The sequence below is a fragment of the Thalassomonas actiniarum genome (assembly GCF_000948975.2).
Taxonomy (GTDB): domain Bacteria; phylum Pseudomonadota; class Gammaproteobacteria; order Enterobacterales; family Alteromonadaceae; genus Thalassomonas; species Thalassomonas actiniarum.
This window is the reverse complement of the sequence record NZ_CP059735.1, coordinates 4,687,300-4,701,305: the sequence shown is the minus strand read 5'-3', so window position 1 is coordinate 4,701,305 and position 14,006 is coordinate 4,687,300. Positions and strand designations below refer to the sequence as shown.

14 protein-coding genes are annotated in these 14,006 nt (G+C 50.3%); 3 read left to right on the top strand and 11 right to left on the bottom strand.

Annotated elements, in window-relative coordinates:
* Positions 1-234: 234 nt before the first annotated feature.
* Positions 235-954 carry an SDR family oxidoreductase gene (locus SG35_RS20435; protein WP_044833311.1) on the bottom strand — a complete coding sequence of 240 codons (720 nt, stop codon included), beginning with the start codon at positions 952-954 and terminating at the stop codon, positions 235-237.
* A gap of 258 nt (positions 955-1,212) precedes the next feature.
* On the opposite strand from SG35_RS20435, the gene SG35_RS20430 reads away from it, so the two are divergent.
* Positions 1,213-2,115, top strand: coding sequence for a LysR family transcriptional regulator (locus SG35_RS20430; RefSeq protein WP_044833361.1), 903 nt, complete (start codon positions 1,213-1,215; stop codon positions 2,113-2,115).
* A gap of 104 nt (positions 2,116-2,219) precedes the next feature.
* On the opposite strand, the gene SG35_RS20425 is transcribed toward SG35_RS20430, so the two are convergent.
* Positions 2,220-3,572, bottom strand: coding sequence for a M20/M25/M40 family metallo-hydrolase (locus tag SG35_RS20425; RefSeq protein ID WP_053043083.1), 1,353 nt, complete (start codon positions 3,570-3,572; stop codon positions 2,220-2,222).
* Positions 3,573-3,747: 175 nt separating this feature from the next.
* Positions 3,748-4,281 (bottom strand): YaeQ family protein, encoded by a 534-nt coding sequence (locus tag SG35_RS20420; RefSeq protein ID WP_044833310.1) that lies wholly within the window; start codon positions 4,279-4,281, stop codon positions 3,748-3,750.
* A 226-nt stretch (positions 4,282-4,507) separates the two neighbouring features.
* On the opposite strand from SG35_RS20420, the gene SG35_RS20415 reads away from it, so the two are divergent.
* The gene (locus SG35_RS20415; protein ID WP_044833309.1) at positions 4,508-5,638 is read left to right on the top strand and encodes a pyridoxal-phosphate-dependent aminotransferase family protein; all 1,131 of its coding nucleotides are present in this window, start codon (positions 4,508-4,510) and stop codon (positions 5,636-5,638) included.
* Between the two features lie 584 nt (positions 5,639-6,222).
* Positions 6,223-6,459, top strand: coding sequence for a hypothetical protein (locus tag SG35_RS20410; RefSeq protein ID WP_274055194.1), 237 nt, complete (start codon positions 6,223-6,225; stop codon positions 6,457-6,459).
* A 225-nt stretch (positions 6,460-6,684) separates the two neighbouring features.
* Here SG35_RS20410 and SG35_RS20405 read toward each other — a convergent pair whose 3' ends face one another.
* From SG35_RS20405 to rsxA, 8 genes are read right to left on the bottom strand one after another with little or no spacing between them, the layout of a single operon-like run.
* Positions 6,685-7,104 (bottom strand): VOC family protein, encoded by a 420-nt coding sequence (locus SG35_RS20405; protein ID WP_044835057.1) that lies wholly within the window; start codon positions 7,102-7,104, stop codon positions 6,685-6,687.
* Positions 7,105-7,135: 31 nt separating this feature from the next.
* Positions 7,136-7,771 carry an endonuclease III gene (gene nth, locus SG35_RS20400; RefSeq protein ID WP_044835056.1) on the bottom strand — a complete coding sequence of 212 codons (636 nt, stop codon included), beginning with the start codon at positions 7,769-7,771 and terminating at the stop codon, positions 7,136-7,138.
* Positions 7,772-7,813: 42 nt separating this feature from the next.
* The gene (locus SG35_RS20395) at positions 7,814-8,515 is read right to left on the bottom strand and encodes an electron transport complex subunit E (RefSeq protein ID WP_044835055.1); all 702 of its coding nucleotides are present in this window, start codon (positions 8,513-8,515) and stop codon (positions 7,814-7,816) included.
* Complete coding sequence (gene rsxG / locus SG35_RS20390) at positions 8,515-9,222, bottom strand: electron transport complex subunit RsxG (protein WP_063888682.1); 708 nt, start codon at positions 9,220-9,222, stop codon at positions 8,515-8,517. The genes SG35_RS20395 and rsxG overlap by 1 nt, the downstream gene beginning before the upstream one ends.
* Positions 9,222-10,283: an electron transport complex subunit RsxD gene (gene rsxD, locus SG35_RS20385; RefSeq protein ID WP_044835054.1), complete on the bottom strand. Its 1,062-nt coding sequence runs from the start codon at positions 10,281-10,283 to the stop codon at positions 9,222-9,224. Before rsxD ends, rsxG begins: the two co-directional genes overlap by 1 nt.
* 4 nt (positions 10,284-10,287) lie before the next feature.
* Complete coding sequence (gene rsxC, locus SG35_RS20380) at positions 10,288-12,702, bottom strand: electron transport complex subunit RsxC (protein WP_044835053.1); 2,415 nt, start codon at positions 12,700-12,702, stop codon at positions 10,288-10,290.
* Between the two features lie 12 nt (positions 12,703-12,714).
* Positions 12,715-13,269: an electron transport complex subunit RsxB gene (gene rsxB / locus SG35_RS20375; RefSeq protein WP_044835052.1), complete on the bottom strand. Its 555-nt coding sequence runs from the start codon at positions 13,267-13,269 to the stop codon at positions 12,715-12,717.
* 58 nt (positions 13,270-13,327) lie between these two features.
* A complete protein-coding gene (rsxA, locus tag SG35_RS20370) occupies positions 13,328-13,909 on the bottom strand; it encodes an electron transport complex subunit RsxA (RefSeq protein ID WP_044835051.1) in 582 nt (193 codons plus the stop codon).
* Between the last annotated feature and the right edge of the window lie 97 nt (positions 13,910-14,006).

The following is a 14,006-nucleotide window of genomic DNA, read 5'->3' as shown; positions in this document are numbered from 1 at the left end:
TTGATAGTGTTATCCGCACAGTTAACATCAGTGGGACAAATTTCTCCCCGAGGCGGGATCATTGGGGGTTTTGGGGGAAGGCAGAGACGACACCATTCCTGTCCTGCCCTGTCAGCAGAGTATCAGTGAATAGTGCTGTTTGAGTAGATTTTACCGGTAAAAAACTCCGCCAATAAAGCGGCGGAGTTTGTCTGGAAAGCCTCGGTTGAGCAGGGGAAGGTCTTTAGCCTGGACTTATGGCTGCTGCCTGGTTGCCGCCAGTACGATTTCCCGGATACAGACATTTTGCGGTTGGCGGTAGGCAAAAGATACGGCATTGGCGACATCAACAGCGGCTAATACGCCGCCCATGTCCTCTTTCCACGATTGGTAACCGGCAATGATTTCATCTGATGTCGTATGGGAAAGCAGCTCGGTTTCAACGGCGCCCGGTGCTATGGTAATAACACGGACATTGGCATCGGCAACTTCTTCCCTGACGTTTTCTGAGATGGCGTGTACGGCGAATTTAGTGCCGCAGTAGGCGGCATGGTTGCCGAATGTTTTTCTGCCGGCGATAGAGCTGATATTGACGATAGTGCCTGTATTTCTCTCTTTCATGTCGGCAAGCACGCTTTGCATGCCGTTGAGTAAACCCAGCACGTTAACATCGTACATGGTTTGCCATTCTGCAGCGCTCTGGCTGTCAATTTGTCCCAGCAACATCACCCCGGCATTGTTGACCAGCAGATCCACCGGGCCATATTGCGCTACCGCGTTATCGATTGCCGCCTGGAATGAAGCTTGATCTGTGATATCCACTTTGGCACAAATACAGTTAGGTAAAGCCAATGCTTCAAGTTTTTCAAGACGCCTGGCCAGCAATAACAGCGGATGTCCCAGGGCGCTCATTTGCCTGGCTAATGCTTCGCCTATGCCTGAACTGGCGCCTGTGATCACAACTAAATTTTTCATTTTTACCTCGTAAACCTGTTTGTTTTGGCTGGTGTGTTTGCTGCGGAGGAAATGATACTTAAGGGGATGCTGCTGATATATGCGCTTTTTGCTACATCTGTTGTGACTCTGGGGAAACAATTCTGGAAACTGTCAATAAATCATGTGATTAAGTTAAAGTCTTTAACTTGTTATTTTGCTTTCTCTTTAGGATTAATTGATCAGCATGGCTTAATAATTGATAATTTTGTTTACTTACCATTGACAATGCACCAGACCATGAAACAAAAAATCAGTCTTTCAGATATCCGGACATTTGTAGTCCTTGCACAAAGTGGCAGCTTTACTAACGCTGCCGAAGTGTTGATGTGTTCCCGCTCGCATATTTCAAAGCAACTGGCGCAACTTGAGTCTGACTTAGGGGTAACCCTGTTAACCCGTACCACCAGAACCCAGAAACTCACGCCCCAGGGGGAGGCGTTTTTTGAACGTTGCCAAAGCTCGCTACGCAGTATAGATACGGCGGTTGACAGGGTGTTGGAGAGCTCAGCATCGCTGCATGGGCTGATTAAAATTAACTGTGTTGGCGGTTTTATCGGGGAAGATATGGTTGCGCCTCTGGTGAATGATTTTATGGCGGCATATCCCGGGGTCAGTATTGAGCTGGACTTTAGCAGCCGCCGGGTCGATCTGGTCTCGGGGGAGTTCGATTTTGTTTTTCGTATGGGCCAGCTTGATGATTCGGCGTTAATCGCGAGAAAACTGACTGATATCCATATAGACACTTTTGCCAGTCCGGGTTATTTAAAGCAACATGGCCGCCCCGGTGATCCTAAAGACTTAAAGCATCACAGATGTATTGTCGGCAGCATGCACCACTGGGCTTTTATCAGCCTGGCCAGCTCCAAGAAGCTTGAGGTGCCCGTTAGCGCCAGTCTCAGATGTAAAAACGGCCGGACCATGGTGTCGTCCGCTTTAGCCGGTAACGGTATCATCCGGGTGCCGGAGTTATATTGTCAAAACGAGCTTAAAAGCGGTGAGCTTGAGCCGGTGTTTAGCGACTGGAAAGTGCAGTCGACACCTTTATATTTGGTTTATCTGCAGGATAAGCATCAGCCGCAGAGGCTGCAAACCTTTAAAGACTTTGTGATGGAAAAGTTTGCCGCTTTTTTGCCGGTATAGTGCTTTATTTGGCTGACGGGAAGAAAGGGCGTTATTAAAAGAAAGGTTTATCGCCTTGCCTGTTTAAAGCGGCAATAAACCCTTCTATCTTGTTTTCAGCCGTTTTAGTAAATCAGGCCGGTGCCATGTACCTGGGCGGGATCAATTCTTGACGGGGTCACTGTGCCGTCAACCAGGCCCCGGGTACCCGTGGCCAGGGTCTGGATCACCTTAAACATGGAGTCAAGATCCAGGCTGGCCAAGTCATCACTGACCTGGTGGTAATGCTGATCTTTATCCAGCTGGGTACTGCTGAAACTGTGGGCCGGTACCCCTAAACGGGCCAGGGTGGCATTATCCGAGCGGTAAAATAACCCTTGCTCAGGGTAAGGGTCCTTATGGATTTTGTGTTTTTCTTCCTTGATTTGTTTGTTGAGCAACTCGCCCAAATCAGAGCGCTCCATGCCTGTCATCCATATGGTACCTGCGCCGAATTTCGACGGTTTGCCGATCATTTCAATATTGATCATTGCCACCACCTGCTCAGGCTTGAGCTGCTTTGAAAATGCCTTGGAGCCGAAACCGCCAATTTCTTCTGCGGTAAAGGCGCTGAACATCAGGGTTCTGGCATTGTCTTTTTGTTGGGCGAAATGCTCCGCCAGGTTGATCATAGCGGTGGTGCCTGAGGCATCATCATCGGCGCCGTTGTTGATGACATCACCTTCTCCTTCGTTATTGACCCCGATATGATCATAATGGCCGCTATAGAGCACGATTTCTTTTGCCTGGCTTTTACCCGGTAATATCCCGACCACATTGGTCAGCCGCTGCTGCTTGGTGTCTGTTGTGCCTGTGATATCCACCCTGTCAAGCGTGGTGAGATCGGTTAAGGCAATCACGATTGCGCCCTGGTGCCCGAGTTCAAGTTTGGTTAATCCGCGCTTAAAATAATGCTGGTAGCGCTGGAACAGGGCTTTTTGGGCGGGATGTAGCAATACCAGATGTTGGCCGCCTTCCCGATTCAATTTTCTCAGGGCATCACGCAGATTATCCTTTTCACCGATGACATGGGTTTTTACCGCATCGGCTTGTTGCCAGGAAAAAGCAGGCATGGTGCTGGCCATGGCCAGATTTTCTTTATCAATCACCTGATTGTTTAAACTGACCTTAAGTGATTTTTGGCTAATGCTGTAAATGGAAAAGCTTTGCTTAAAGCTGGTGTGGCCCGCCATGGGCTTAAGGCCGATATCGGTAAAACGTTTGCTGATGTAGTCGGCGGCCTGGTCGATTTCCTTGGAAAAACTTGCCCGCCCCCTGAGCTCATCGCTGGCCAGGTAAGTAATATCCCGGGTCATATTTTCCATGGAAAGTTTTGCCATGCCCTGGCTAAAGGGCATCAGGGCGAATGCTGCGGCCATTGCCACTGGCAGCTTATGTTGGCTGAAGCTGCGTTTTACTAATCGTTTATTTAAGTTCATAGGTGTTGATATCCTCAAGACCCTTAACGGGCTCTTATTGTTATACATTGCTTGCTATTGCAGATGCTCAGTGTTGTAAAAAGCGCCTGAGATTGCAATAGCGAAAAGGTAACAGCTTTTTTCTATCGGCTACCTTTTTGTGCTTTTTTGTCACTTTTCTATGAATAGCGGGAAGTTATAACAGTTTTTTGGTTTCAACCAGAACGGTGTTATCGCCGGAGGTCAGCCATAACTGACCATCCTGGATGCTGCATTGAAATTCCATGGTGCGGCTGACCAAGTCGGTGAGGGCATTGGTGGTGGCAACATCAAATTGCTCTATGGATAATTTGTCAAACTGGCGCATTTTACCGGCCACCTGCGACCACCAGGTATCAACGCTGCTGCCGTAACAATAGAGTTTGACTTCATTGGCGCGGTTGCAGGCTTTTTTAATTCTTTTGCTGTCTACCTGACCTAACTCGATCCACAGTTCAATTTCTTCGGCGTAGTTCATTTGCCATAACGCCGCTTCGTCTTCGTCGCTGACGCCTTTACCGAATTGCAGGTTTTCATTGGCGTTTAAGATAAAGGCGATGATACGTACCATCATGCGCAGATCGGTTTCCGACGGATGTTGGGCAATGGTTAATTGCAGGGTATCGTAATAGTTACGATCCATATCTGAGAGTTGGATATTGGCTTTAAAAATAGTTGCTTTAAGTGCCATATGTACTGCTGCTTAGCTGATTATTAGCTTGTTAAGAGTTAGGTGCCGGTATAGTACCTTTTACTATAGCACCCGGCCAGCAATACTCATGATATTGATTAAATTGTTTATTTTAGTAATAGGTGAAATTTGTTCAGCTTTATTGCCGTTAATTTAGCAGCCGGGTAATTGAACTGGGCAAGTTTTCAATGTTAAGGTGAAGAACCATTTCTTTAAGGATACAGCTATGCCAATTCAGTCTTTTATTCCTCCCCAGCGGACATTAATGGGGCCGGGTCCTTCAGATGTTAATCCCCGCATTTTATCTGCCCTGGCCAGGCCCACGGTCGGCCATTTAGATCCCACCTTTGTCGGCATGATGGATGAAGTGAAATCCCTGTTGCAATATGCCTTTCAGACGGAAAATGCCTTTACCATCGCCGTCTCTGCTCCCGGCTCTGCCGGAATGGAAGCCTGTTTTGTTAATTTGCTGACGCCACAAGATACCGTGGTGGTATGCCGCAACGGTGTGTTTGGCGCACGCATGATAGAGAATGTACAAAGGGGCGGCGCCAACTTGATTGTGGTTGACAGCCCCTGGGGCAGGGCGGTAGATCCCCAGCAACTCGAAGATACCTTAAAGCAAAACCCGCAGGCAAACTTTGTCGCTTTTGTGCATGCGGAAACCTCAACCGGTGCATTATCCGATGCCAAAACCTTGTGTGAGATCGCCAGGAAGCATGACTGCCTGACCATAGTGGATGCCGTGACTTCCCTCGGAGGCGTTGAACTGAAAGTGGATGACTGGGGCATAGACGCCATTTATTCCGGCAGCCAGAAATGTTTATCCTGTGTGCCGGGTTTATCGCCGGTGAGTTTCAGCGAGCGGGCCACCGAGGTGATTAAAAACCGTAAAACGCCGGTACAAAGCTGGTTCCTGGATCAGTCCCTGGTGATGGGTTACTGGTCGGGTGAAGGAAAACGCTCTTACCACCATACCGCCCCGGTGAATTCGCTTTACGCACTACATGAAGCTTTGGTGATCTTGCAGCAGGAAGGACTGGAGCAAAGCTGGGCCAGACATAAGGCGCAGCACCAGAAACTTGCCGGGGGATTAAATAAACTGGGTCTGGATTTTATCGTGCCACAAGAAGAGCGCTTGCCTCAGCTTAATTCCGTGTTTATTCCTAAAGGCGTGGATGATGTTGCAGTACGCAGTTATTTGTTAAACGAATATAACCTGGAAATCGGCGCTGGTTTAGGTGATTTTGCCGGTTCAGCCTGGCGTATTGGCCTGATGGGCTATGCGGCAAGAAGTGAAAATGTTGCCCTGTGCCTGAGCGCTTTAGAAGATGCTTTAGGGCGTTTTTCTGCTTAGGTTTTTCGGCTTTCGTATATAAAAAGTGAAAAGTAAAAAAGGCGGTTGAGCATCTCAACCGCCTTTTTATATGCAGGATGTATGGTATGCCGTGGTGCCATGGATGACAAGGAATGGCGATACAGGATGTATGCGGCTATGTTTGCCTTGGCTGTTGCAGCCCTGTAACAAGCCATCCCCCTTGTTTTTATCCATATATTTCATATGGTTGATGCTTTCGTACTGCTATCGATACAGTGCGGGCAATTGACATAAACATTAAATACCAACCCAGGGAGATTTTTCCGGTATTTTGTACTAGCACTAACAGGTGAATTCCCCGTCAGCGGAGGTGTTTAAAGAAGAGAACCAGCAGATAAACCAAGCGCTGCCCCTAAGTGGAGCAACACTCAGAGACAGCTAACCACAACAGATATACGAGGTATCCATCATGGCTAATCCTAATGATATGCCAGAGTTTCAATCGGTTAAAGCTTACCTAACAGAAAGTTTAACAGAAAATATACCAACCCCCACCGTCAGGCAGCCACCATCAGCTTATACCAGCAACTATACGCAGTTAAGTCGCAAGGGAGGAAACCGTCATGTCTGAATCAAACCTGCCGCTCACGGAGGATGCAATCAAAAGGGAGCAGCTGTCGAGCGATTTTGCCAATCTAAGTGAGGATTTTGACAAATTCAGCGAAGAATGGCCTTCCTGTTCGATGCATTTGCAGCGGTTACCCGCGAGCCCGAATGTATCACGGAGCACACCAGTGAAGGTATCAGGCACCTGTGCTATTGGCTCAAATATCAGGTTATTGGCTACCGGGAGAAAATAGGCGAGATGCAAGAACGCTGGAGAGTGCTCAGCCGCAAGAAGTCATGTTAACGACGTAAGGTTGATTATGGCTTAAATGGAGCAAAAGCCGGGCGAGTTAACGGCAATCATAGTTTCAGCTATGTCAGTGACCCGCCCGGTATTCATTGCAATCCTGGCCCCCCTGAGAGGAATTTCCTTCCTGTTCGCGCATGGCTGTTCTGGACGGCAAACGGCGGCAATCCCCTTACCAGCTGCCGGTATTTTCCATGCTTAACCAGGGCTCTTGCGGTGGCAGGGCGCCGCCTTTTTGCAACAGCTCTATCGAGATCCCGTCGGGGGATTTGATAAAGGCCATATGGCCGCAACGGGGCGGACGGTTGATAATCACACCTGCCTGCTGCAGTTTTTCGCAAAGTTGGTAGATGTCATCCACTTCAAAGGCCAGGTGACCAAAATTACGGCCCTGGCTATAAGTTTCGCTTGCTCCCCAGTTATGGGTCAGCTCTACTTCCGGTGCGCCGGGCTCTGTGGCCAGGTAAATCAGGGTGAATTTTCCTTCGGGGTAGTCAGTGCGCCTGGTTTCCACTAGCCCTAACTGATTGACGTAAAAGTTGAGTGAGGCATCCAGATCCAGCACCCGTACCATGGCATGTAAAAATTTCATTATTTGTTCCTGTTTATTGGGAAAAGTCAGCTTAAAGTTCTGTTTTATCTTTAAATTCACATAGATCTTCGATAATACAGGAGCCGCACTTGGGCTTGCGGGCGACACAGGTATATCTGCCGTGTAATATCAGCCAGTGGTGGACATCGACTTTAAATTCTTTCGGCACCACCTTTAACAGTTTCTGCTCCACCAGATCGACATTTTTCCCCATGGCGAGCTTAGTGCGGTTGCTGACCCTGAAAATATGGGTATCCACCGCTATGGTCGGCCAGCCAAAGGCGGTGTTTAACACTACGTTGGCGGTTTTTCTGCCGACCCCGGGCAGGGCTTCGAGTGCTTCGCGGTTTTCCGGTACTTCGCCGCCATGTAAGTCCACCAGCATCTGGCAGGTTTTCATGGTGTTGACTGCCTTGGTATTAAACAGACCTATGGTTTTGATATAGGATTTAAGTCCTTCCAGGCCGAGATCTAAAATGGCCTGCGGGGTATTGGCGACAGGGAATAATTTGTCGGTGGCTTTATTGACGCCGACATCGGTTGCCTGGGCCGACAACAATACCGCGATCAGCAATTCGAACGGGCTGGAGAAATTCAGCTCTGTGGTCGGGTGAGGGTTGTCGTCCCGTAACCGGGTCAGTATTTCCAGGCGTTTTTCTTTATTCATAACAAGCTTCTTTTCTATCTCTTATCTCAAGTCAGTGAAGACTTACTGGGCGTCAAAATTAACCCGTACCCTTTCTATGTTTTGTTCTTCTTGTTGCGGCTGGGCCTGGGCAATTTTGTTGTCGATAACATTTTTGATGGCGATTAAAAAGCCCATGGCGATAAAAGCGCCGGGAGGCAGGATGGCAAGCAAAAACTGGCTGTCGAGGTTGTAGACTTCAACACGCAAACCCGCGGCCCATTCGCCAAGCAATAAATTGGCACCGTCAAACAAGGTCCCTTGCCCCAGAACTTCCCGAATGGCTCCTAAGGCCAGCAGCACTAAGGCAAAGCCGGTGCCCATCATCAGGCCGTCAAAGCCGGCCTGTTTTACCGGGTTTTTCGAAGCATAGGCTTCGGCCCGGCCGATAATGGCGCAATTGGTGACGATCAGGGGTAAAAATAGTCCCAGCGACTGGTAGATGCCGTAAGTAAAGGCATTCATCAGTAATTGCACGCAGGTAACAAAGGCGGCGATGATCATCACAAAAATCGGGATACGGATTTCTTTCGGTACCCATTGGCGAATGGCCGATACCGTGATGTTGGAGCCGATTAAGACTAATAAGGTGGCCAGCCCCAGTCCCAGGGCGTTAGTAACGGTGGAGGTGACCGCCAGCAGCGGACATAAGCCCAGTAACTGTACCAGACCTGGATTGTTTTTCCACAGTCCCTGCCTGGCGAGTTCTTTATATTCATTGCTCATTAGCTTTCTTCCCCGTTGGTGTCGGAGTTTTGGTTGTTATTCTTGCTCAGGCTGTGGCTCTGGCCTTCATCACGGCAGGTGCCGGTAAAGCCGCCAGCTTCGAGGGCAAATAAGGCCTGTTGATGTTGCTTAAAATAAGTGACGGTTTGTTTTACCGCTTTGACCACAGCCCTGGGGGTAATAGTGGCGCCGGTAAACTGATCAAACATGCCGTTGTCTTTGGTAACGGCCCAGCGACTGTCTTTTTCATCGCGCATTTTTTTGCCGTTAAAGCCTGTGATCCAGTCGCTTTTTCTGATTTCAATCTTATCCCCTAATCCCGGGGTTTCATTGTGCTTTAACTGGCGTACGCCGCTGACCGAGCCGTCGGCATTGACGGCGACAATCAGTTCAATATTGCCGTTATAACCGTCGGGGGCCGTGGTTCTGATGGCGGCGGCAACCGGCTCGCCGTCGTATCGGGCCAGGTACACGGTTTGCGGCTCAGTGCTGCCGAGTAAGGGGTCGGTGACCAGGCGGCAGTCATTGGCGAGATTGTTATTCAGGCGCTGCGGCTCGATAATACTGTGCAAAATCGTCAGCAAATGCTGTTGCTGCTGGTTTTGAATATGGCCCTTGGTAAACTCATTGACCAGGCCCACCACCGCGGTGCAGGCAATGGCGAACAGGGCGAGAATTTTACTGTTTTTCTTAATGGCGATACGCATTACTTAGTTCCTGAGTGGTGGCCATAGGTACGGGGACGGGTATATTGGTCAATCAGCGGCGCCGACATATTACAGAGTAAAACCGCAAAAGCGACCGCATCCGGGTAACCGCCAAAGCTGCGGATCAAATAAACCAGCAGTCCTGCCAGGGCGGCAAAAACGATACGTCCTTTGCTGCTGGTGGCGCCGGAAACGGGATCGGTGAGGATAAAGAAGGCGCCGAGCATACAGGCGCCGTTGAACCAGTGGAACATGGTAGAAGCACTGCTGTCCGGGCTGATTAAAAAGGCGATCAGCGAGCAGACAAATAAGCTGATTAAAAAGCTCGCCGGGGTGACCCAGTCAATGGCTTTTTTGGCAATCAAGATCAGTCCGCCGATTAAAAAGGCAAAGTTGATCCACTCCCAGCCGACACCGAAATAGTCGCCAAACACCGGCGATTGTAAGCTCTCACTTACTGTAAGCCCCATGGTAGTGCCGGTTTTTAAGGTATCTAACGGCGTGGCCATGGTAAAGCCGTCAATATGGGTGCGCAGCTGATCCGGGGAAAAGCCTTCGGCGGTAAAGCCGGTGAAAATGGTGCTTAAGGTATTGCTGAAGGTCAGCTCCATGCTCATCAGGCTCAGCGGCGGCTGCCACAGGGTCATTTGTACCGGGAAAGAGATCAGCAACATCACATAGGCTGCCATGGCCGGATTAAAGGGGTTATGGCCCAAACCGCCATAAAGCTGTTTGACCACCACGACGGCAAATACCGCGCCGATGACGGAAATCCACCAGGGAGCGAGGGCGGGTAAGCTGATGCCGAGCAATACTGCGGTTAACATGGCGCTGCCGTCAAACAGCTGTTTTTTGATGTTTTTATCCCTCAGTGCCAGCACGATAAATTCGGCGACAAAGGCACTGAGAATCGCCAGGGCGATATGTATGATATTGCCCCAGCCAAAAAAGTACCACTGGGCGAAGATGCCGGGCAGGGTTGCGTAAATGACCAGGCGCATCAACGCCGAGGTTTCATTTTGGGTATGGTTGTGAGGCGAGCTCGCTATCCAAAAGGCCATAGTATTATTCTGACTCTAAATGTTGTTGTTCTTGTGCTCTAGCGCCGGCTTTCGCCTTTGCCTTAGCTTTGGCTTTCGCTTTTGCCTTCGCCACGGCGGCGGCAATACGCTGAGCTTTTTGCTCTTGCGGGCTCTGCTCGCTATCGGCAGCTGTAACGTCTTCCAGCTCAGTGGACTCAGTCGCCGCTGAGCCTGCTGTTTCTTGCGCTTCGCTATCCTGGTTTGCTACCTCGGGTTCAGCTTCAGGGGCGTTTTTCGCTTCGGCTTTTGCCTTGGCTTTGGCCCTGGCTTTTTCTTTAGCCTTGGCTACCGCGGCTTGAATTTTATCCTGCTTACCGGGGGCGCTAGTCTCTGCCGGCTCGGTTGCCTGAACGGGAGCTACGGCGTCATCTTCTAGTTTTGCTTCCTCTGTTGGCTGTTGGTCCAAATTACCCGGGGCGTTTTCATCCTGGTTCTCCGGCGCTGATTCAGCATTTTTCTGGGCATTGAGCTTTTTCGCTTTGGCGCGGGCAATAGCGGCAGCAATTTTTTGTTTTTTATCTGAGGGCTTGTCTTCAGGACTTTGCTCTTCAGAGCTTTGAGCTTCAGGGCTTTGGCCGTTATCTGTGTCCACAGGGACGTCCGTTTGGCCTAGTTCTTCTACCTTTTCCGGCGCTTGAGTGAGTACCTGCTCTTGCTCGTCATCTTTTAAGGTTTCTGGCTCTTGCTCGGCTTTGGCCCTGGCAGCCTGTTTTTTGGCTTTTGCCCGGGCAATGGCGGCGGCAACCTGACTTTTTTGCTCGGCCTTAGGGTCCTGCGTTTGTTCCTGGCCCTGGGATGACACATCTTCGCCGTTAGTGTTAGTGCTTACTTCATCCGCCTTGCTGGCTGTCTGGGCCTTCTTCGCTTTCACCCGCGCCAGGGCTGCGGCAACGGCTGATTTGGCGCTTTGCCCTTCTTCCGTTGGTTTATTCATCGCGGCGCGGCGGGCTTCTGCTGCCTTTTTGTGTTTTTCTTCCCGGGCTTTTTTCTCTCTTTCCAGCCGGGCTTTACGGGCTTCAAAGCGGTCTTTGGCTTTTTCGGCTTTTAATTCCTGTACCTGCAGCTGGCGAATTTCTGCTTTGGCCACCCGGTAATATTGTACCAGGGGAATTTGGCTCGGGCAGACATAAGCACAGGCGCCGCAGTCGATACAGTCAAATAAGTTCAGCTTTTGCAGCTGCGGGTAATCTTTGGCTTTGGCGCTCCACTGCAATTCCTGGGGCAACAGCTGGCTCGGGCAGACTTCTGCGCACTGGCCGCAGCGGATACACTCCACTTCTTTATTATCGGCAGGAATTTCGCTTTCTTCGGGGGCGAGCAAACAGTTGGTGATCTTGACGATCGGCACTTGGGTGCTGGGCAGGCTAAAGCCCATCATGGGTCCGCCCATGATCAGGTGCCGGCGTTTTCCCGCCTGGTAACCGCATTGCTCCAGCAGGTATTCCACCGGGGTGCCGAGCAGGGCCCAGACGTTTCTCGGTTTGCTTAATGCCCGGCCGGAGACAGTGACCACCCGGCGTATCAGCGGGGTATCGTTGAGTACGGCTTCGGCGATGGCAAAGCAGGTGGCGATGTTTTGCATCACTATGCCCAGGCTGATCGGCAGGATGCCGCTGGGCACTTCCTGGCCGGTTAATACCTTGATCAGTTGTTTTTCACCACCGGCGGGATATTTGGTGGGGATAACGCATAACTTGACCTTGTCGTAATTTTTCGTGGCCTGGCGCAGCGCTTCGATTGCTTCGGGTTTATTGTCTTCGATGCCGATCAGGATAAAGGCCGGCAGCAATAAATGATCCAGTATCTTGATGCCGTCGACTATGGCCTCGCTGTGTTCGCGGATCAGCAGATCATCGGCGGTGATATAAGGCTCACATTCGGCGGCATTGATGATCAGGTAATTAATTTCCGGTTTATTATTGACCTTGATATGGGTGGGAAATCCTGCCCCGCCCATGCCGGCAATGCCTGCCTGGGCAATTTTTTTGACGATTTCCTGGCGGCTGAGCTCATGAAAATCATCGCAGACCTGGCGCTCGCGCCAGCGGTCTTCGCCATCCGGGGTGATAAAAACACACAGCTCGCTTAATCCCGAGGGGTGGGCTACGACAGAGTCTTTGATGTCGGTGATGGTGCCGCTGGTAGGGGCATGCACAGGCAAGGTCATCGGCGCCGAGTTTTGTGTCAGTGGCTGCCCTTTTAATACTTTGTCGCCGACAGCGATCAATAATTCTCCGCCATTGCCTATATGCTGACGCACCGGGATGATCAGCTGCTTGGGCAGGGGTAAATGACGTATCGGTTTGTCGTTGGTGAGAAACTTTTGCTCCGGCGGGTGTATGCCGCCGTGAAATTTCCAAAAATGTCCGCGTTCTATGCGCTCAATTACAGATTCCACTAATGTCCTTCCCTAATCAAGCTGTACTACAGGTATGTTGTTGAGATCCCATTGCCAGTTATGCGTGCCCACGGGGATGGGGCGCATTTCGATACAATCGACCGGGCAGGGAGCGACACAAAGATCGCAGCCGGTACATTCATCGGCAATGATGGTATGCATTTGTTTGGCGGCGCCGATAATGGCATCGACCGGGCAGGCCTGGATGCATTTGGTGCAGCCAATACAGTCTTCTTCAATAATAAAGGCGACTTTCGGGGTATTGTCCTGTTCATGGGCGGCATCTAACGGCTGTACGTCGACCCCCATCAAGTCGGCAATTTTTTTGATGGTTTCATCGCCGCCGGGGGCGCATTTGTTGATGGCTTCGCCATCGGCCACGGCTTGTGCATAAGGTTTACAGCCGGGGTAGCCGCATTGTCCGCATTGGGTTTGCGGCAGCAACTCATCAAGCTGCTCGACTAAGGGATCGCCTTCGACCTTAAATTTAACCGAAGCATAGCCGAGCAAGGCGCCAAACAGGAGCGCCATTAAACCAAGCACAAGTACTGCTATTAACGTGCTCATTAAAACTTCACCATGGGGTTATTTTCCATCACTCGATAATTCATATAACTAAACGACATTACAATTTTACCAGGCCGGTGAAGCCCATAAAGGCCAGCGACATCAATCCCGCGGTGATCATGGCAATGGCGGCGCCCTGGAACGGGGCGGGGACGTCGGCATTGGCAAGTTTCTCCCGCATCGCAGAAAACATAATCAGTACCAGGGAAAAACCGGCCGCGGCGCCGAAGCCGTAGACAATAGACTCAAGGAAATTATGCTGCTCATAAATGTTGAGCAGGGCAACCCCGAGCACGGCACAGTTGGTGGTGATCAACGGCAGGAATATGCCCAGCAAGCGGTAGAGGTTGGCGCTGGTTTTATGCACCACCATTTCGGTAAACTGCACCACCACGGCAATGACCAGGATAAAGGCCATAGTGGTTAAATATTCCAGTGCCAGCGGCGCCAGAATATAGGTATTGATCAAATAACTGAGTAACGAGGCCAGGGTCATGACAAAGGTGGTCGCAAAGGACATGCCGATGGCGGTTTCTGTGCGTGAAGAGACCCCCATAAAAGGGCATAATCCGAGAAATTTTACCAGCACAAAGTTGTTTACCAATACTGTACCGACAAGCAGCAGTAGATATTCAGTCATTATATTCTAAATTAACGTTAAAATTCGTACTATTATCCGTCTTTCTTTGTCATATAACAACAGATCAGTTGTAGGGTTATTACCTTAACGGGTTTGT